At 49.9% G+C, this 20,365-nt stretch carries 16 protein-coding genes; all 16 read left to right on the top strand.

Annotated elements, in window-relative coordinates; all coding sequences use genetic code 11:
• Positions 1-13: 13 nt before the first annotated feature.
• Positions 14-1,306: an adenylosuccinate lyase gene (gene purB, locus ACQCV8_RS12140; RefSeq protein WP_426844893.1), complete on the top strand. Its 1,293-nt coding sequence runs from the start codon at positions 14-16 to the stop codon at positions 1,304-1,306.
• A gap of 264 nt (positions 1,307-1,570) precedes the next feature.
• Positions 1,571-2,281, top strand: a complete 711-nt coding sequence (gene purC / locus ACQCV8_RS12135) for a phosphoribosylaminoimidazolesuccinocarboxamide synthase (RefSeq protein WP_426844892.1) — start codon at positions 1,571-1,573, stop codon at positions 2,279-2,281.
• Complete coding sequence (gene purS, locus ACQCV8_RS12130) at positions 2,274-2,528, top strand: phosphoribosylformylglycinamidine synthase subunit PurS (RefSeq protein WP_426844891.1); 255 nt, start codon at positions 2,274-2,276, stop codon at positions 2,526-2,528. Before purC ends, purS begins: the two co-directional genes overlap by 8 nt.
• Positions 2,525-3,208, top strand: a complete 684-nt coding sequence (gene purQ / locus ACQCV8_RS12125) for a phosphoribosylformylglycinamidine synthase subunit PurQ (RefSeq protein ID WP_426844890.1) — start codon at positions 2,525-2,527, stop codon at positions 3,206-3,208. Before purS ends, purQ begins: the two co-directional genes overlap by 4 nt.
• Positions 3,192-5,420, top strand: coding sequence for a phosphoribosylformylglycinamidine synthase subunit PurL (purL, locus tag ACQCV8_RS12120; protein ID WP_426844889.1), 2,229 nt, complete (start codon positions 3,192-3,194; stop codon positions 5,418-5,420). The genes purQ and purL overlap by 17 nt, the downstream gene beginning before the upstream one ends.
• The gene (gene purF, locus ACQCV8_RS12115; protein ID WP_426844888.1) at positions 5,396-6,826 is read left to right on the top strand and encodes an amidophosphoribosyltransferase; all 1,431 of its coding nucleotides are present in this window, start codon (positions 5,396-5,398) and stop codon (positions 6,824-6,826) included. The genes purL and purF overlap by 25 nt, the downstream gene beginning before the upstream one ends.
• A 12-nt stretch (positions 6,827-6,838) precedes the next feature.
• On the top strand, positions 6,839-7,876 hold the full coding sequence (gene purM / locus ACQCV8_RS12110; protein ID WP_426844887.1) for a phosphoribosylformylglycinamidine cyclo-ligase: 1,038 nt from the start codon (positions 6,839-6,841) through the stop codon (positions 7,874-7,876).
• Positions 7,873-8,463 carry a phosphoribosylglycinamide formyltransferase gene (gene purN, locus ACQCV8_RS12105; protein WP_426844886.1) on the top strand — a complete coding sequence of 197 codons (591 nt, stop codon included), beginning with the start codon at positions 7,873-7,875 and terminating at the stop codon, positions 8,461-8,463. The genes purM and purN overlap by 4 nt, the downstream gene beginning before the upstream one ends.
• Positions 8,460-9,998 (top strand): bifunctional phosphoribosylaminoimidazolecarboxamide formyltransferase/IMP cyclohydrolase, encoded by a 1,539-nt coding sequence (gene purH / locus ACQCV8_RS12100; RefSeq protein ID WP_426844885.1) that lies wholly within the window; start codon positions 8,460-8,462, stop codon positions 9,996-9,998. Before purN ends, purH begins: the two co-directional genes overlap by 4 nt.
• A gap of 18 nt (positions 9,999-10,016) precedes the next feature.
• The gene (gene purD, locus ACQCV8_RS12095; protein WP_426844884.1) at positions 10,017-11,270 is read left to right on the top strand and encodes a phosphoribosylamine--glycine ligase; all 1,254 of its coding nucleotides are present in this window, start codon (positions 10,017-10,019) and stop codon (positions 11,268-11,270) included.
• A gap of 341 nt (positions 11,271-11,611) precedes the next feature.
• Positions 11,612-12,967, top strand: a complete 1,356-nt coding sequence (locus tag ACQCV8_RS12090; protein WP_426844883.1) for an aspartate aminotransferase family protein — start codon at positions 11,612-11,614, stop codon at positions 12,965-12,967.
• Positions 12,967-14,436 carry a pyridoxal phosphate-dependent decarboxylase family protein gene (locus ACQCV8_RS12085; protein ID WP_426844882.1) on the top strand — a complete coding sequence of 490 codons (1,470 nt, stop codon included), beginning with the start codon at positions 12,967-12,969 and terminating at the stop codon, positions 14,434-14,436. Before ACQCV8_RS12090 ends, ACQCV8_RS12085 begins: the two co-directional genes overlap by 1 nt.
• Positions 14,433-16,175, top strand: coding sequence for an IucA/IucC family protein (locus tag ACQCV8_RS12080; RefSeq protein ID WP_426844881.1), 1,743 nt, complete (start codon positions 14,433-14,435; stop codon positions 16,173-16,175). The genes ACQCV8_RS12085 and ACQCV8_RS12080 overlap by 4 nt, the downstream gene beginning before the upstream one ends.
• Entirely contained in the window at positions 16,162-16,713 is a 552-nt protein-coding gene (locus tag ACQCV8_RS12075; RefSeq protein ID WP_426844880.1) for a GNAT family N-acetyltransferase, read from the top strand. Before ACQCV8_RS12080 ends, ACQCV8_RS12075 begins: the two co-directional genes overlap by 14 nt.
• The gene (locus ACQCV8_RS12070; protein ID WP_426844879.1) at positions 16,700-17,983 is read left to right on the top strand and encodes a lysine N(6)-hydroxylase/L-ornithine N(5)-oxygenase family protein; all 1,284 of its coding nucleotides are present in this window, start codon (positions 16,700-16,702) and stop codon (positions 17,981-17,983) included. Before ACQCV8_RS12075 ends, ACQCV8_RS12070 begins: the two co-directional genes overlap by 14 nt.
• Before the next feature lie 16 nt (positions 17,984-17,999).
• Positions 18,000-19,787 (top strand): IucA/IucC family protein, encoded by a 1,788-nt coding sequence (locus tag ACQCV8_RS12065; RefSeq protein ID WP_426844878.1) that lies wholly within the window; start codon positions 18,000-18,002, stop codon positions 19,785-19,787.
• The last annotated feature ends 578 nt before the right edge of the window (positions 19,788-20,365 follow it).

Here is a 20,365-nt window from a genome sequence, read left to right as displayed (position 1 = left end):
CGGAGGATTTACAATGATTGAACGTTATACAAGGCCGGAAATGGGGGCCATCTGGACAGAGGAGAACCGTTTCCAGGCATGGCTTGAGGTAGAAATTCTTGCATGTGAAGCATGGGCGGAGCTTGGGGTCATCCCTAAGGAAGATACTGTGCAGCTGCGCAAGAATGCGTCCTTTAACGTCAACCGGATAAAAGAGATTGAAGAGGAAACAAGACATGATGTTGTTGCCTTTACAAGAGCGGTTTCTGAAACGCTTGGCGAAGAGCGGAAATGGGTCCATTACGGTCTTACTTCTACAGATGTCGTAGATACAGCGCTATCCTACCTTTTGAAGCAGGCGAATAATATTTTAAGAGCCGACCTTGAGCGTTTTGTTGAAATTCTTAAAAATAAAGCAATTGAACACAAATATACGGTTATGATGGGCCGTACGCACGGGGTCCATGCAGAGCCGACAACATTCGGCCTGAAGCTCGGCCTGTGGTATGAGGAAATGAAGCGGAACCTGGAGCGGTTTAACCGTTCTGCGGAAGGCATTGAATTTGGAAAAATGTCAGGCGCGGTTGGAACGTATGCCAACATCGATCCGTTTGTTGAACAGTATGTGTGCGAAAAGCTTGGTCTTCAGGCAGCACCGATCTCAACGCAAACCCTTCAGCGCGACCGCCACGCTGACTACATGAGCACCCTTGCCTTAATTGCAACATCCATTGAAAAGTTCGCTGTAGAAGTACGGGGACTTCAAAAGAGTGAGACGCGCGAGGTCGAGGAATTTTTCGCAAAAGGACAAAAAGGTTCATCAGCGATGCCGCATAAACGCAATCCAATCGGATCGGAAAACATGACAGGACTTGCCCGTGTCATCCGCGGTTACATGATGACGGCCTATGAAAATGTTCCGCTATGGCATGAACGTGATATTTCCCACTCCTCTGCTGAACGGGTCATTTTGCCGGATGCAACGATTGCGCTGAATTATATGCTGAACCGCTTCGGAAACATCATCAAAAACCTGACCGTGTTCCCGGAAAATATGAAGCGCAATATGGACCGGACTCATGGCCTGATTTACTCCCAGCGCGTTCTGCTTGCTCTCATCGATTCCGGCATGGCGCGTGAAGCAGCGTACGATCTTGTTCAGCCGAAAGCCATGGAGGCCTGGGAAACACAAGTCCACTTCCGCACATTAGTAGAAGCGGATCCGGCTGTTACCGAACGGTTAACACCAGCTGTAATCGATGACTGCTTCGATTACAACTACCATTTGAAAAATGTAGATGCCATTTTTAACAGGCTCGGTTTATAAATTTTTATTAGTCCCGGGTTTCGCAGAAGTGCGGGACTCCTGTGGGAGCGGCGGGACAGGTGAGACCCCGCAGGCGCTACGCACCGAGGATGTTCACCGTCCGCCCCGCGGAAAGTGAGCATCCTGGAGCGGAGATCAACCATATCCAACCCTTTTCTTACCAGCGAAGTTTGCAAGAACATTCAAACTGAAGGGGCAAAGCAAAACTTTGCCTCTTTCCAATCTTAAGATTCCTAATATTCCGACTGCGGGAGGGCGAAATCAATGGAATTGCTTTATGAGGGAAAAGCAAAGCGCATTTACAGAACAGAGCGTGAGGGAGAATTTCTTGTTTCCTATAAAGACTCCGCTACGGCATTTAACGGAGAGAAAAAAACAGAGATAACCGGAAAAGGCCGATTGAATAACGAGATTTCCGTTCTGATTTTTGAAAAGCTCAAAGAAGCAGGAATTGCCAACCACTTGATCCGGAAAGTTTCTGAAACGGAGCAGCTGGTCGAGGAAGTCACGATTATTCCGCTTGAAGTCGTTGTACGGAATACGGTTGCCGGAAGTATGGCAAAGCGTCTCGGCATCGAGGAAGGAACACCAATCCCTGAACCGATTGTTGAGTTTTACTACAAGGATGATGCGCTCGGAGATCCGCTTATAACCGAATCACATATCAAGCTGCTGAATGCGGCATCGCCGGAACAAACCGAAGAACTGAAAACAAAAGCCCTCCAAGTAAATGAAGTGCTCATTCCGTATTTTGCAGAGAGAAATGTAAGACTGATAGACTTCAAGCTTGAATTCGGCCTCCGGAAAGATGGAACGATATTGCTGGCAGATGAAATTTCCCCTGATACGTGCCGCCTGTGGGATAAAGAGACAAACGAAAAGTTTGATAAAGACGTTTTTCGCCGTGATCTTGGCAGTTTGACTGAAGCGTACGAAGAAATCTTAAAACGATTGGGAGGACCCGCACATGTATAAAGTGAAGGTGTATGTCAGTTTAAGAGAAAGCATTTTGGATCCGCAGGGGAACGCCGTGAAGAATGCGCTGCACAGCATGTCCTATAGTGAAGTTCAGGCTGTCCGCATCGGGAAATACATGGAGCTGATGATTGAGAAAACCGACCGTCCACTCGAGGAAACCGTTAAGGAAATGTGTGAAAAGCTTTTGGCAAACACAGTTATTGAAGATTACCGCTTTGAAGCAGAGGAGGTTGTCGTTCAGTGAAATTCGCTGTGATTGTTTTCCCCGGCTCCAACTGTGATGTGGATATGTATCATGCAATCAAGGATGAGCTTGGTGAAGAAGCAGAGTATGTGTGGCACGATGAAAACGATTTAAGCGGATTTGACGGCATTCTTCTGCCGGGAGGATTCTCTTACGGAGATTATCTGCGCTCCGGTTCCATTGCGCATTTTTCAAATGTTATGGCTGAAGTGAAAAAAGCGGCGGAACAAGGAAAGCCGGTGCTTGGGGTCTGCAACGGATTTCAAATTCTCCTTGAAGCAGGATTGCTTCCGGGTGCGATGAAACGGAATGAAGGGCTGAAATTCAAGTGCGCTCCTGCCTCTTTGAAGGTGGTCAATGCCGATACTCCTTTCACATCCGGCTATACTGAAAACCAGGTCATCTCTGTACCGATTGCTCACGGGGAAGGAAACTATTTCTGCGACGACCTGACGTTAAAGAGTCTGAAGGAGAATAATCAAATCGTTTTCACGTACAGCGAAAATCCGAACGGAAGCCTGGAGGATATTGCAGGGATCGTCAATGAACGCGGCAATGTGCTCGGCATGATGCCTCACCCCGAGCGCGCTGTGGATACTATGCTTGGAAGTGCGGACGGCCTCGCACTGTTTCAATCGATCGTAAAAAACTGGAGGGAAGCACATGTCACTACTTCTTGAGCCAAATGCTGAACAAATCAAAGCAGAAAAAGTGTATCAGCAAATGGGAATCAGCGACGAAGAATTTGTGATGGTACAATCCATTCTCGGGCGCCTTCCCAATTATACGGAAACGGGAATTTTCTCCGTAATGTGGTCTGAGCATTGCAGCTATAAAAACTCCAAGCCGGTTCTGAAAAAGTTCCCTGTCACAGGCGAGCACGTTCTTCAGGGGCCCGGCGAGGGAGCGGGGATTGTCGATATCGGCGATAACCAGGCGGTTGTTTTTAAGATTGAGAGCCACAACCACCCATCTGCTGTGGAGCCTTATCAAGGCGCGGCAACGGGTGTCGGAGGCATTATCCGCGATGTATTCTCCATGGGGGCACGCCCAATCGCTCTATTAAACTCGCTGAGATTCGGTGAACTGAAGTCACCGCGCGTGAAGTATTTGTTTGAAGAAGTAGTAGCAGGAATTGCGGGTTACGGAAACTGCATCGGGATCCCTACCGTTGGCGGAGAAATCCAGTTTGATGCCTCCTATGAAGGAAATCCGCTTGTGAACGCGATGTGTGTCGGGCTCATTGACCACAAGGATATAAAGAAAGGCCAGGCGAAGGGAGTCGGCAATACGGTCATGTATGCCGGCGCGAAAACAGGCCGCGATGGAATTCATGGAGCGACATTCGCTTCAGAAGAACTGAACGAAAAATCCGATGAAAAGCGTCCGGCTGTTCAAGTGGGCGATCCGTTTATGGAAAAGCTTCTTCTTGAAGCCTGTCTTGAAGTGATCCAGAATGATGCGCTTGTCGGCATTCAGGATATGGGGGCGGCGGGACTTACAAGTTCGTCTGCTGAAATGGCTAGCAAGGCAGGCTCGGGAATCGAAATGAACCTGGATTTGATTCCGCAGCGCGAATACGGAATGACACCGTATGAAATGATGCTGTCCGAATCCCAGGAGCGGATGCTGCTTGTGATTGAAAAAGGCCGTGAGCATGAGATTGAAGCGATTTTTGCAAAATACGATCTGGAAGCCGTGTCAGTCGGGACGGTAACGAATGATAAAATGCTCCGCCTTGTTCACAAAGGAGAGGTCGTCGTAGAAATTCCAGTAGATGCATTAGCTGAGGAGGCGCCGGTTTATCATAAGCCTTCTGCAGAGCCAGCTTATTTCCGTGAGTTCCAGCAAATGGAGGAGACGGTGCCAGCGGTTGAAAACCTTGAAGAGACGCTGATCAGCCTCCTTAAGCAGCCGACGATTGCGAGCAAGGAATGGGTTTACAATCAGTATGATTACATGGTCCGTACGAATACGGTCGTGGCACCGGGATCGGATGCGGCGGTGCTGCGCATCCGCGGAACGAAAAAGGCCCTTGCAATGACGACGGACTGCAACTCCCGCTATCTGTACCTTGATCCGGAAACGGGCGGGAAAATTGCTGTGGCAGAAGCAGCCCGGAACATCGTTTGCTCGGGGGGGACACCGCTTGCCATCACGGACTGTTTAAACTTCGGGAATCCGGAAAAGCCGGAGATTTTCTGGCAGCTTGAAAAGGCAGCGGACGGGATGAGCGAGGCATGTACAGTTCTCGGTGCTCCGGTTATAGGAGGCAACGTTTCTCTTTACAACGAAACGAACGGAACGGCAATCTATCCGACACCGGTCATCGGAATGGTCGGTCTGATTGAGGATACGGACTGCATCACAACCCAGGACTTTAAAGAAGCAGGCGATTGTATTTATCTGCTTGGGGAAACAAAGCCTGAATTCGGCGGAAGCGAGCTGCAAAAGCTTGTGAACGGCGAAATTTCCGGAAAAGCACCGGCTCTTGATTTGGAGGTTGAAAAAGCGCGTATGAGCCTTTTATTACAGGCAATCCGTGAAGGATTGGTTCAATCCGCGCATGATGCAGCAGAAGGCGGGCTCGCTGTAGCACTTGCTGAGTCGGCTTTTTCAGGAAAAGGACTAGGTGCAGATGTTGAACTAACCGGTGATGCGGTAACGGCGCTTTTCAGCGAAACCCAATCCCGATACATCCTGACAGTACGCCCTGAAAATAAAGAGCGTTTCGAGGAGCTAACAAATGCTGCAGGAATTGGCCAAGTAACGGATAACGGAAAACTAACCATTCGCGGAAGCCAAGGGGAACAGTGGGTGGATTTAAGCATCGAGAAGCTTGAAGACGCCTGGAGAGGAGCCATCCCATGCTTGCTGAGATCAAAGGATTAAATGAGGAATGCGGCGTATTTGGAATCTGGGGCCATCCGGATTCCGCCCAAATTACGTACTACGGCTTGCACAGTCTGCAGCACCGCGGCCAGGAGGGGGCGGGCATTGTAACGACAGACGGCAAGACGATGGACTGTGAAAAAGGGCTTGGCCTGATCACGGATGTTTTCAACAAAGGCCAGCTTGGAGAAATGGAAGGGAAAGCAGCGATCGGACATGTCCGGTATGCGACAGCGGGAGGAGGGGGCTATGAAAATGTTCAGCCGCTCATGTTCCGGTCTCAAAACGGAGGTCTGGCCCTTGCCCACAACGGAAACCTCGTCAATGCCAACCATTTAAAGCACCAGCTTGAGAGCCAGGGAAGCATTTTTCAGACAACGTCCGATACGGAAGTGCTGGCTCATTTGATTAAACGAAGCGGCCATTTTACATTAAAAGAAAAAGTAAAAAACGCTTTATCCATGATTAAAGGGGCTTACGCCTTTGTGATTTTAACGGAAACGGAAATGATGGTGGCCCTTGATCCGAACAGCCTGCGCCCGCTTTCAATCGGCTTGCTTGGCGATGCGTATGTCGTTGCATCCGAAACCTGCGCCTTTGATATTGTTGGCGCCGACTACCTTCGCGAGGTCCAGCCGGGTGAACTGATTATTATTAACGACAACGGTATGCAATCTGAACGGTTTTCCATGAACAGCAACCGATCCATCTGCAGCATGGAATACATTTATTTTTCGAGACCCGACAGCAACATTGACGGAATCAATGTCCATACTGCCCGCAAAAACCTGGGCAAGCGTTTGGCGCAGGAAGCAGCGGTGGAAGCGGACGTAGTGACAGGGGTGCCTGATTCCTCTATTTCAGCAGCGATCGGCTATGCAGAAGCATCCGGCATTCCGTATGAGCTCGGTCTAATAAAGAACCGCTATGTCGGCCGGACATTTATCCAGCCGTCCCAGTCCCTCCGTGAGCAAGGGGTAAAAATGAAGCTTTCCGCCGTCCGCGGGGTTGTAGAGGGCAAGCGGGTTGTAATGGTCGATGATTCGATTGTGCGCGGAACGACGAGCAAACGGATCGTGCAGATGCTGAAGGAAGCAGGAGCGACCGAGGTCCACGTCCGCATCAGTTCACCGCCGATTGCGCATCCGTGCTTTTACGGGATTGATACATCTACCCATGAGGAGCTGATTGCGTCTTCCCACAGTCCAGAAGAAATTAGGGAATTGATCGGCGCAGACTCCATCGCATTCATCAGTCCGGAAGGCTTGCTGGATGGGATCGGCCGTCCGTATGAAGGAGAAACGAGAGGCCAATGCATGGCATGCTTTACCGGCCGATATCCGACGGAAATCTATGCCGACACGCTGCTCCCTCACGAAAAAGAAGCGAAAACAGGTGCACGATAAGGAGGAACGGACATGTCAAAAGCCTATCAGGATGCAGGAGTGAACATCGAAGCTGGCTACGAAGCAGTTTCCAGAATGAAAAAACACGTTGAGCGTACAAAACGCGAGGGTGCTATCGGTCTGCTCGGCGGCTTTGGGGGCGTTTTCGACCTGTCGGAGCTGAATTACCGGAAGCCTGTTCTTGTATCCGGAACGGACGGGGTCGGAACGAAGCTTAAGCTCGCTTTTATGGCGGACCGTCATGATACAATTGGAATAGATGCGGTGGCGATGTGCGTGAACGATATACTGGCTCAAGGGGCGGAGCCGCTTTTTTTCCTTGATTATTTAGCCCTTGGAAAAGCAGACCCTGAAAAAATTGAGCAGATTGTCAAAGGGATTGCAGACGGCTGCGAGGAAGCAGGCTGCGCACTGATTGGCGGAGAGACGGCTGAGATGCCGGGTTTGTACGCTGACGGTGAATACGATGTCGCCGGCTTTAGCGTAGGCGGAGCGGAAAAGGATGAGCTAGTGACCGGGCAAGCGATCAAACCGGGTCATGTGCTGATCGGGCTCACATCGAGCGGACTCCACAGCAACGGATTTTCACTCGTCCGGAAAATTCTTCTGCAGGACAGCGGCTTTGAACTGAATGAAACCGTTCAGCCATTGGAGAAACCTCTCGATCAGGAGCTGTTAACACCGACCCGGATCTATGTGAGGCCAGTGTTGAAAGTTTTGAAGAAGGTAAAAGTTGATGGCATGGCGCACATTACCGGCGGCGGTTTTATCGAAAACATTCCAAGGATGCTCCCAGCTGGACTGTGTGCAGAGGTTGATTTCGGCTCCTGGCCGATTCCGAAGATTTTTGACCTCCTTGAGGAAAAAGGGAATCTAAACAGGGAAGAAATGTTCAACATTTTCAATATGGGGATTGGCTTTGTACTGGCCATCAGTCCCGAACGAATCCACGATGCGATTGGAATCCTGGAGGAGCACGGGGAAAAAGCCTATATCATCGGGCGGGTAAAAGAAGGCTCCGGCGTTGTATTCGGCGGTGCCGTTCTATGATGAACAAGCAAAAAATCGCTGTCTTTGCCTCCGGGAGCGGGACTAATTTTCAAGCCATTGCCGATCATATCAAAAACAGCACACTTGATGCAGAAATTGTCCTTCTCGTTTGCGACAGACCAGGCGCCCCTGTAATAGAAAAAGCAAGATTAGCAGAAGTCCCGGTTTTAGCGCTATCGCCTAAAACATTTGAAAACAAAGCTGCCTATGAAGCTGAAGTTCTCTCAAACCTTCAGGACAAGGGGGCAGAGTGGCTCATTCTGACAGGCTATATGCGTCTGATCGGACCTGTTCTCCTGGATGCTTTTCCAACCAAAATTATTAATCTCCATCCTTCGCTGCTTCCGAAATACCCAGGGAAGGATGCAATCGAACGCGCCTTCGAATCAGGAGATGCGGAAACCGGTATTACCATTCATTATGTCGATGAAGGAATGGACACCGGTCCCATTATCGACCAGATGACCGTAGCAATTCCAAAGACGCTGGAACAGCTGAAAACAAACATTCATAAGGCGGAGCATATGTTTTTCCCCGCCGTCCTTCAGCATGTACTGAAAATCAAGACAGAGGTGAAGCAATCATGACGATTAAACGAGCGCTGATCAGCGTATCCAATAAAGAAAATCTTGTTCCATTCGCAAAGCGGCTTGGCGAACTTGGGATCGAAGTGATCTCAACCGGCGGAACGAAAAGAATGCTTCAGGAAGCTGGTGTAAACGCAATTGGAATTTCAGAGGTAACGGGGTTTCCTGAAATCATGGATGGCCGCGTCAAAACGCTTCACCCTTCTATTCACGGCGGACTGCTTGCCGTAAGAGACAATGAGAATCATATGAACCAGCTGAAAGAGAACGGCATTCAGCCAATCGACTTAGTTGTCGTGAATCTATATCCGTTCAAAGAAACGATTTCCAAACCGGATTTCACATTCGATGAAGCCGTTGAGAACATTGATATCGGCGGTCCGGGCATGCTTCGCGCTTCAGCAAAAAATCACGGGGATGTTACGGTGATCGTAGACCCGGCTGATTACGATACCGTCCTTGCACAAATTGAAAAAGATGGACAAACGGAGCTTGAATTCAGACGCAGGCTTGCGGCAAAAGTGTTCAGACACACAGCTGCCTATGATGCCCTGATTGCAGAATACATGACATCGATTACCGGAGAGGAAAACCCGGATACCCTGACTGTTACATACGAAAAGAAGCAGGATTTGCGCTACGGAGAAAATCCGCATCAGCAGGCTGTATTCTATCAAACGCCGCTTAAACGGAAGGCATCCATTGCGGAAGCGAAGCAGCTTCACGGCAAGGAGCTTTCCTATAACAATATTAAAGATGCAGACGCTGCCCTTCAGATTGTCCGTGAATTCAAAGCGCCGGCTGCTGTTGCTGTTAAGCATATGAATCCATGCGGAGTCGGGACAGCCGATACGATTGAACAAGCGTATCAACGAGCTTTTGAAGCCGATCCAACGTCTATTTTTGGCGGAATCATTGCGCTGAACAGAGAAGTGGATGCCGCTACTGCAGAGAAGCTGCATGAAATTTTCCTTGAGATTATTATTGCTCCTTCGTTTTCAAAGGAGGCATTGGAAATACTGACGTCCAAAAAGAACCTTCGTCTCCTGACAATTGAACAGGAGGAAAAAGGAGCGGCAGCCAAGCAGCTTGTGTCCGTTGCAGGCGGTATGCTGATTCAGGACGAGGATGCATTGACATTTGACGATGCCGTCGTTTCCATCCCGACAACACGCGAACCGACCGAGCAGGAATGGAAGGATCTGAAGCTTGCCTGGAAAGTGGTCAAGCATGTGAAATCCAACGCGATCGTATTGGCAAAGGATGAGATGACGATCGGAATCGGCGCAGGACAGATGAACCGTGTCGGCTCTGCAAAAATTGCCATTGAACAGGCAGGAGCCAAAGCAGAAGGAAGTGCGATGGGCTCCGACGCGTTTTTCCCGATGGGAGACACAGTAGAAGCCGCAGCAAAAGCCGGCGTTACCGCCATCATTCAGCCTGGGGGCTCCATCAAAGATGAAGAATCCATCCGCGCTGCAGATGAGCACGGCATCACGATGGTCTTCACAGGTATCCGCCATTTCAAGCATTAGGAAGGGAGAGCGATCCATTTGAACGTACTCGTCATCGGACGCGGAGGCCGGGAGCATGCCATCGCATGGAAGCTTGCGCAATCCGGCAGAGTGGAAAACGTATTTGCGGCACCGGGAAATGACGGTATGACCGATTGTGCAGTAAGGGTCCCGGTCGATGAACTGGATTTTGCCGGGCTCCTTGCGTTTGCGAAGGAGAATGAAGTCGGATTAACGGTGGTTGGTCCCGAAGTTCCATTGCTTGAGGGCATCGTGGAAGCTTTTGAAAAAGAAGGGCTGCGGATATTTGGACCGTCAAGCCAGGCTGCGATGGTGGAAGGCAGCAAGCAGTTCGCCAAAGAGCTGATGGAGAAATACCGCATTCCGACAGCGGGATACGCGGCTTTCACCTCCTTTGAAGAAGCAAGGGCGTATGTGGAGAAAAACGGGGTTCCGATTGTGATCAAAGCGGACGGACTGGCAGCCGGAAAAGGGGTAACGGTTGCTCTGACAATGGAGGAGGCGCTTCAGTGCCTGAGGGATTTTCTGCTCGATGAAAAATTCGGCGAAGCCAGCAAATCTGTAGTCATCGAGGATTTTTTGGAGGGAGAAGAGTTTTCCCTTATGGCGTTTGTGAATGGTGAAAACGTATACCCGATGGTGATCGCCCAGGATCATAAACGGGCCTTCGACGGTGATCAAGGGCCGAACACAGGCGGGATGGGGGCTTACTCACCTGTACCGCAAATACCTGATGCAGCCGTTCAGGAAGCCATTCGCACTGTGCTTGAGCCGGCTGCAAAAGGGCTTGTACAGGAAGGAACCCCTTTTACCGGGATTTTATACGCCGGCCTGATGCTGACCGGAGATGGTCCGAAAGTCATTGAATTTAACGCGCGCTTCGGAGATCCCGAAACACAGGCTGTCCTTCCGAGGATGGAGAGCGACCTGGTGGACGTATTTGAAGCAGTGATGGAAGGACGGGATTTCAACATTCAATGGAGTGATGAAGCTGCGGTTGCCGTTGTACTGGCGTCGGAAGGATATCCGGAGGCATACGGAAAAGGCACTGTTTTGAGCGGCTTTGCTGAAGCCGGGCAAAGTGCGGTAGTATTCCATGCCGGAACGCAACTTGACGAAGGAAATTTCGTTACGGACGGCGGGCGGATCCTCGCTGTATCCGCAAGCGGCGGAAGCATTCGGGAAGCCCGGCGAAAAGCGTATGAATCCATTCGCTTTTTCGCAGGAACCGGCGTTTTTTACAGGACAGATATTGGAGTCAGAGCTCAGTAGAAAAACCCCCGTCCGCCGGGGGTTTTTGTTTTTATCGGTGGAAATTTTAATATATCGGCGAAAGATTATCAGCGAAAACAGGGTGATATCGATTTAACCGCACCGTTCGATAGCCGGTGCGCCAGGATTAAAGCTAGCTTTTCCTATAGAAAGCATGTGTCCGCGAACAAGACCTCAGCCGCAGGTCTTTTTTTAATTGGCTTAATGCGATATCCCTAGAGTCTTCATTTTCGCAGGATCGAACTATAGGAAAGGAGTATCATTGACAATGATACTCATTCTCAACTAAGATTGCATTAGAGAAACTGATAATCATTTTCAATTACAGGAGGTTTACATAGATGAGCGTTATGCAGCTTTCAGGTAATCAGAAATATTTAAATCAGCAGGAAAAACGGGAATCCAATGCAAGATCTTATCCGAGGCGCATCCCTATTGCAATTGAAGAAGCAGAAGGAATCCGGGTGAAGGATTCAGATGGAAAGGTTTATTATGACTGTCTTGCCGGTGCGGGAACCCTTGCGCTTGGACATAATCATCCGGCTGTCATTCAGGCAATTGAAAAAGTGCTGGCGGATAAACGGCCGCTCCATACATTAGATTTGACGACACCGGTAAAGGAAGAGTTTGTGGATGAACTGTTTGGGGCACTTCCCGCAGAATTTTCAGCCCAGGCTAAAATCCAGTTTTGCGGACCGACTGGCGGAGATGCAATTGAAGCCGCATTAAAGCTTGCCAAAACCGCGACAGGAAGAAGAAGCATCCTTACTTTCCAGGGGGGATACCATGGGGCTACCCACGGAACGATGTCCATCAGTGGAAATCTGGCTCCAAAAGAAAAAGTACAGGGATTAATTCCGGATGTTCACTTCCTCCCTTATCCATATCAATATCGCTGTCCGTTTGGAATAGGCGGAGATGCGTGCCATGAAATCAGTGCCCAATACATTGAAAATCTGCTGGATGACCCGGAAAGCGGAATTTTGCCTCCTGCAGCTATGATTCTGGAAGTGGTTCAGGGGGAAGGCGGTTCCATTCCTGCACCTGCAGAATGGCTGCGTGAGATGCGGCGCATTACAGAGGAAAGAAGCATTCCGCTCATTATTGATGAGGTTCAAACCGGAATTGGAAGAACAGGAAAACTGTTTGCCTTCGAGCATGCAGGCATCATTCCGGATATCCTGGTCCTGTCCAAAGCCATCGGAGGCAGTCTCCCTCTTTCAGTGGTTGTGTACAAAGAAGGCCTCGATCAGTGGGGACCCGGTGCCCATATCGGAACGTTCAGGGGAAATCAGATGGCCATGGCAGCGGGAACGGCTGTATTGCGATACATAAAAGAAAACAGGCTTGAAGAACATGCTGAACGGATTGGCTCCCTTCTGATGAATGAGCTGAAAGCATTCCAAAAGGCTGCACCCGAGATTGGCGATGTGCGGGGAAGAGGCATGATGATCGGAGTGGAAATAGTTAATCCGGCAGGAAAGAGAGCAAGCAGCGGAAGCATGCCTGCTTGGCCTGAGCTTGCTTCGGCCATTCAAAAAGCTTGCTTTGAGAGAGGCCTGATCCTTGAAGTGGGGGGCCGGCATGGCAGTGTGGTCAGACTTCTTCCTCCGCTCATCATGAATGAACAGGAAGCCGCTGAAGTGACCGCCATTATGAAAGCCGCCATTAAAGAAGCTGTGGCAGGCTTGCAGTGATGGATAAAAAGTCCTTATTTCTCACCCATCCGGAAGGCTTTCAGCAATACAAAAAAATGTGCATGGAGATAATCCGGCTGATCGGCGGGTGGCAGGAAGAAATACAAAAGCCCTTCAGCGGAATTGCTGCTGAGGATTCATTGAAAGAAAGCCACCGGCATCCAATTGCTGAAAAAGAAGGGATTTCTTTTGAGAAGGCTCTGAAGGAAGTGAAGGATACGATTGAGAAAAACCGGATTAAGGTGGAGCATCCGAGAACACTCGCCCATCTCCACTGTCCTCCGCTCGTTCCGGCGCTTGCTGCGGACATGCTGGTCAGCGCCATGAACCTGTCAATGGATTCATGGGATCAGAGCGGGACGGCTTCCCATGCAGAGGAATACATGCTGGATTGGCTCACAGAACGCTATGGGCTTGGAGAGGAAGCTGGCGGAACATTTACAAGCGGGGGGACGCAGTCTAACTATATGGGGCTCCTTCTGGCGCGGGATGAGTTTTGCAGGCGCCGGTGGAACTGGAATGTCCAGCAAAACGGACTCCCGCCGCATTTTTCAAAAATGAAGATCCTTTGCTCGGAGGCTGCTCATTTTACAGTGAAGAAATCGGCTTCCCAGCTTGGTCTTGGAGAACAGTCCGTTGTGACGGTTCCGGTGGATGACCGAAAAAAAATAGACTTGGGGAGGCTGGAAAAAATCCTTCGGCAGCTGAAAGAAAAAGGGGAGCTGCCCTTTGCCATCGTCGCTACATGCGGAACGACGGATTTCGGCAGCATTGATCCATTGCCGGAGCTTGCGCGGGTGGCAAGGGAGCACCAAATCTGGCTCCATACCGATGCTGCATATGGAGGAGCGCTGATTCTGAGCAGCCTGCAGCGTAACAAACTTGAGGGAATCGAGCTCTCAGACTCGGTTACGGTCGATTTTCACAAGCTGTTTTACCAGCCCATCAGCTGCGGGGCATTTTTGCTGAAAAACAAACAGCATTTTCGGTTGATTCAGCACCATGCAGATTATTTGAATCCTGAGGAGGATGAAGCAGCAGGACTTCCGCATCTTGTCGGAAAATCCATCCAGACAACAAGGAGGTTTGATGTACTGAAGCTTTATATGAGCTTAAGGGTGGTGGGTACAGAAGGGTTTGCCCGCTTGATTGATGGAGCAGCTGAACTGGCTGGCTGGACGGCAGAGCGGCTGGAAAACGATCCGGATTTTAAAGCCGTCAATCCGAAGCCTGAGCTTACGGCTGTTGTGTTTCAGTATCGTCCCGAAGGATACCCGGAGGAACAGGTCGGCGGGCTCAACTATACCATTCATCAATCCTTGCTCAATGAGGGGGATGCGGTTTTAGCAAAAACCCAGGTTCAAGGCAGCACCCATCTTAAATTTACCATTTTAAATCCGGCTTCCGGAAAAGAGGACATTGAATACGTCCTTTCCAAAATAAAAGCATTTAGGGAGGGAAAGGCTTGAAAACCAGCAAACAAATTGCAGAAGAAGCGGCTATACAAGGCGTTTTGAATTGCTATATGAAAGAAACCGGCAATTATGAAGGATCTCAGGATGCTGCCGTCGCGATTCCGTTGAAGCATCAGCAGCTGAAAATCACCGCGGATGTAAAGTACTGGTCGGAAACACAGCGGCATCTGTTTCATTTTCCAATCCAATGCGGGCAGGAGCAGCAGCAGGGGGGGATTCCCCTCGATTACGTGACCTTCATCAGTTTGATCACGAAGGAGTGGCTCCTTGAAAATGGCAGAGAGGACGCCGAGGATGAATTTATGCTCCGGTCGATTTTGAGCGCAAGGAACGTGAAGCGCTACGTAGAGGAGCGGAAGGCTGACAGCGGGCAGCTCGAAAGCGATGACTTCTCCTATATTGAAGCAGAGCAATCCCTGCTTTTCGGCCACCTCCTTCATCCTGTTCCGAAAAGCAAACAAGGGATAACGGAGGAAGAGGAAGGCCTTTATTCCCCGGAATTGAAGGGCGAGTTCCCTCTTCATTATTTCTTAGCTGCACCTGAAATCATCCAGCAGGATTCCAGCATGGATGTGCCAGCTGCTGACATCCTGAAACAAGAGCTTGTAAACAGAGGAGTTGAAGTTCCTGAAGGAAGGGTGCTGCTCCCTGTCCACCCTTTGCAGGCAAAGGAGCTTCTTGGACGGGAGTCGGTAAAAGAGCTTATCAAATCGGGGGATTTAACCGATCTCGGTGAACTGGGAAGCAAGTTCACCGCCACCTCCTCACTGAGGACGGTTTACAGCCCGCACTCTAAATGGATGTATAAATTTTCCGTACCGGTAAAGCTGACCAATTCCCTTCGGGTCAACAAGAGGAAAGAGCTTCACCGCGGGGTCGAAATTTCACGGCTTCTGGATGCGGGTCTTGGGAAGGAGCTCGCCGATCTATTCCCCGGGTTCTCAATTCTCCGTGACCCGGCGTATATAACGATCGGCAATGGCGAAGCAGAGTCGGGATTTGAAGTAGTCATCAGGGAAAATCCGTTCTTTGAAGGAAATGAAAAAGGAGCGGCAGTTGTTGCAGGACTTTGCCAGGATCATGCCTACGGTGGAAACAGCCGTCTCGCATCCATTATCCGCAAAGCGGCTTCCGCAGAAAACAGGACTTTGGAGGAGGTCAGTCTGGACTGGTTTTCCCGCTATTTAATGATTACGTTTGATCCGGTTATGTGGCTCTATGAAACATACGGACTCGCACTCGAGGCCCATCAGCAGAACGGAGTCGTCCGGCTGAAGGATGGATATCCTGAGCATTTCTATTACCGCGATAACCAGGGCTATTATTACAGCCAATCAAAAGCACATAAGCTGAAGCAGTGGCTGCCGGACCTAAGCGAAAAAAGCGAAACAATCTGTGAAGAGAAGGTCGCTGATGAACGCCTGCGCTATTATTTTTTCTACAATCATTTGTTTGGAGTCATCAACGCCTTCGGGACAGCGGGCCTGATACCGGAGAGCCGGCTGCTGCAGTTCCTGAAAACAAGAATGGAAGAATGGTATGCCAGCAGCGGGAAAACCTCCAAAATCCTTGCCGGTTTTTTAAGTGAAAGAGAGTTGCCTTGCAAAGCAAATTTGCTTACGCGGTTTCATGATATGGACGAGCTCGTCGGAGAGATGGCCGCCCAATCTGTCTATACAAAAGTGCCGAACCCGATCTTCCATTCGGAGGGGAGTATGTATGACCCGGTGTGATAACAGGGAAATCTCATTTCGCCCTGTGGAGTACGAAAGAGATTTTCAGCGGATTTTTAAATGGATGCACAAGGAGCATGTGATTCCTTATTGGAAACTCAATATGCCTGAGGAGGATTTTCGGAAGCATCTGCAGCAGGCACTTTCTGACAGCCATCAGACCCTGTCCATCGGGATGCTGAATGGGGAGCCTGTTAGCTATTGGGAAACGTATTGGGTAAAAGGGGATGCCGTGGGCAAAACCTACGAGTATGAGGAATGGGATCAGGGTGTGCACCTGTTGATCGGCGAGGAAAAATACCTCGGGAAGGGGCTGGCGCTTCCCATGCTCCGGGCAGCCGCTGCCCGTCTGCTTGAGGTGCCGGAAACGGGGAAAATCATTGCAGAACCGGATATCCGCAACGAGAAGATGATTCATATTTTTGAAAAGTGCGGCTTTGAAGCCGTCGGTCCGATTCAGCTTCCGGATAAAACCGGTCTCCTGATGTTCTGCAGTAGGGAAGAGTTTGAAAGGAGGTGGAACCATGTCAAAGCTTGATTTTATTGGCATCGGCATCGGTCCGTTTAACCTTGGGCTCGCTGCACTATCAGAAGGAAGCGGCCTGACATCGATGTTTTTTGATCAGAAAAATGAATTCACCTGGCATGAAGGCATGCTGCTCGAGGGGACGACGTTGCAGGTGCCATTTCTGGCCGACCTTGTCACCATGGCTGACGCCTCAAGCCCGTTCAGCTTTCTTCGCTATTTGCAGGAGCAGGGCAGGCTGTACCAGTTTTATTTTCTGGAGTCGTTTCATATACCGCGGAAGGAGTACAGCCTTTACTGCAGGTGGGCGGCGGAAAAGCTTCCGCAATGCCGGTTTGGCACGAAGGTGGAGAACGTGCGTCATATAGAAGGAGCCTATGAGGTTTGGGTAAAGGATCTGAATACTGGCGAGTCCTCCGTTTATACTGCCCGTCATTTGGTGGTGGGGATCGGCACACAGCCAGCCGTCCCAAAAGCCTTCCGTGAGAACGAAGGAGGGACCGTTTTTCATACTTCGGATTATCTGAAAGAGAGAACGGGCGCCAGCAGCGCAGATACCGTCACAGTGTTAGGGTCAGGCCAGAGTGCAGCGGAGGTGTTTTATGATCTGCTGAAAAACCGTAGACCCGGAACAAAGCTGCGATGGCTGTCAAGATCCAAGGGCTTTTTCCCAATGGAGTACTCCAAGCTTGGACTGGAATATTTCTCTCCCGATTACATCGATTTCTTTTATCAGCTTCCCGGGAATCAAAAGGGCAGGCTTCTTGAAAAACAGGACCTGCTTTATAAAGGAATCAGCGCCGAAACCATTTCTGATATTTATGGAGCCATTTATGAGGAGACGATCGGCGGCAAGGATCCGCTTCTTTCCCTGCATGCGATGCAGGAGCTTTTCAGCATGGAGGGAGCCGGCGGCAACTGGAGACTCCGCTGCCGTCATACAGTAACGGGGGAGGAGTCAGAGTTGGAGAGTGAATATGTCATCTTTGGAACCGGATATAAACCGGCACCTCCTGCCTTTTTAAAAGGGATCGATGAATTGATTGACCGGGATGATCTGGGGCAGCTGAAAATCTCCAGAGACTATTGCCTGCAAACTTCAGAAACGGGCAGGAACGAAATCTTCATACAGAATGGCGAAATCCATACGCACGGCGTCGGGGCTCCCGATCTCGGTCTCGGAGCCTATCGGAATGCAGTGATCATCAATAAAATAGCGGGGAAAGAAATCTATCCCCTACAGGAAAGGAATGTGTTTCAATCCTTTTCCCCGCAAATTTGAAGAGGAGGAGATTACAATGGAAAAAGTCCTGCATAGAGACGCCTGGGAAAAGGCGAATAAACGTCTTGCGGCAAAAATGTTTGCAGAGTATATGTACGAAGACATGATACAGCCTGAACAGGAAGAAAAAGAAGGAAAGCTGCTCTTTAAGCTGCCGGTTTCTGAAACGAAATTCTATCGCTTTACCGGGTATCAGCGCCTTTTCGACAGCTATGACATTCAGCCGGATTCAATAGAGGTCCATTGCGGGAACGGGGGTGGGGAAAAGGTTAGTGCCACAGAGCTTTTGCTGGATTTAAAGCCTCTTATCGGGATGTCTGCAGAAACGTGTGGACACCTTACCAAGGAATTCCAGAGCACGCTTCTGGCCGATGTTCACCTTTTAGCCCAAGCGAAAACATCCGATGAGCTGACAGAGCTTCCGTACGAAGAGCTGGAGGGCGAAATGACCGGGCATCCGTGGATTACATACAATAAAGGAAGAATTGGCTTTGATTATGAAGATTACTTGAAATATGCTCCCGAGCAGAAGCGGGAAACAAAGCTATTGTGGATCGCTGTCCGGAAAACAAGAGCCCGCTTCCAGGCGGTGAAAGGCTTAAACTGCAGCCGGCTGCTTGAACAAGAGCTGGATGAGGCTGTGTGGCAGAAATTTCATCAGCATCTGGCTGAAAAAGGGCTTGAGTCTTGTCAGTACTTCTATATGCCGGTACATGAATGGCAATGGAATAATGTGATTATTCAGCAATTCGCAGAAGATTTAGCATTCAATCAGATTGTCTTTCTCGGGGAAGGAACGGACACGTATTTGCCGCAGCAGTCCATCCGAACGTTTTCGAACACAACGGATCAGCGCCGGCACCATGTAAAACTGCCGATGAGCATCCTGAACACGCTTGTTTACAGAGGGCTTCCGGCTGAAAGAACCGTCATTGCTCCAGAAATTACGGAGCATATAAAAGGAATTGCTGACCGCGATCCCTTTTTGCGGGACGAATGCCGAGTCATCCTTCCGGGGGAGATTGCAAGCATCAATGTCGATCACAGTCTCTACAGCAGGCTGGAAAAAGCCCCGTATCAGTATCTCGAAATGCTTGGCACGATTTGGCGGGAGAGTATTTACACATACCTTGAAAAGGACGAACGTGCCATTACCCTTGCAGCCCTGACTTATGAAGATGAAAACGGGAAGCCATTTATCGAAAGTCTGATCCAAAAATCGGGATTGCAGCCGGCGCAATGGCTGGATCAATTTTATCAGACCGTCATGCCTCCGCTGCTTCACTATTTGTATCAGTATGGAACGGTCTTTTCTCCGCACGGCCAGAATACGATTCTCGTTTTGAAGGACTATGCACCTCATCGTCTGGCTGTTAAAGATTTTGTAGATGATGTAAATATCAGTGACCAGCCATTTCCAGAGCTTGCAGCCCTTTCAGGAGAACTGAAAAAGGTGCTGAGAAGCGAGCCGCCGGAGGGACTGACCCAGTTCATTTTTACAGGGTTATTCGTCTGCCATCTGCGCTACGTTTCGAATGCAATGGTCAAACGGGAGCTGATCAGTGAACACGAATTCTGGGCGCTTCTCGCAAAAGCTATTCAAGACTACCAAAAGAAATTTCCCCAGCTCGAGGAACGGTTCCGGCTGTTTAACTTTTTCACACCGGCGCTGACCAAGCTCTGCCTCAACCGGAACAGGATGGTGGATTACGGGTATGCAGACGGAGAAGACCGGCCGCATGCTTCGGAATTCGGAAAAGTCAGCAATCCGCTCGCTTCCTTTGCAGAGGTTTCATCCAGCTGAGGGGCTTCAAAGTCGGATTGGGTAATCGCATTTGTAAAGCTGCTATTTCTTTTAGGCGGGGCAGTGATGCCGGGTTAGGTTAGGTGCCTATCCCTTCCTCCGGCCCCCATCGAGGTAAAGCGCTGGGGGACAGAGGCAGCCGTCTCTCTCAGCCTTTCTCCTGCAGCACATCCAATAGGATGGGGACGGAGCAAAACTAGTAGACATAATGGGGGTCGGAGGCAGCCTCCGACCCCATTTTTCAGCAAAATCAGGGACGGAGGCGGGAGCCTGCAATCCTTTCCCCTGCAAGGTGCCAATCAGAGTGGGGTCAGAGATTTAGTGCTTTAGCAGAGCGGGGGACGGAGGCAAAGCCGGGCAACCGACAAAAGGAATCTCCAAAAAAGGTACGGAGAAAGAAGTGCCCAGAGCATTGCTCTGAGTACTTCTTTTCTGTTCTATTAACAATTAACCGAGGTGGTTAGTTTGGAGGAAAGGCTCAGGTGTGGTAAATCCTGTAATGTGTTTGTTAATGTTAACTTGCAGGCTGAAAAGGATAGGGGGGATAAAGCCTCCGTTATTTCTTTTATAGGTAAAGA

The organism is Metabacillus sp. 84, assembly GCF_050107715.1.
GTDB lineage: Bacteria > Bacillota > Bacilli > Bacillales > Bacillaceae > Metabacillus_B.
This window is presented reverse-complemented; position numbering and strand designations above follow the sequence as displayed.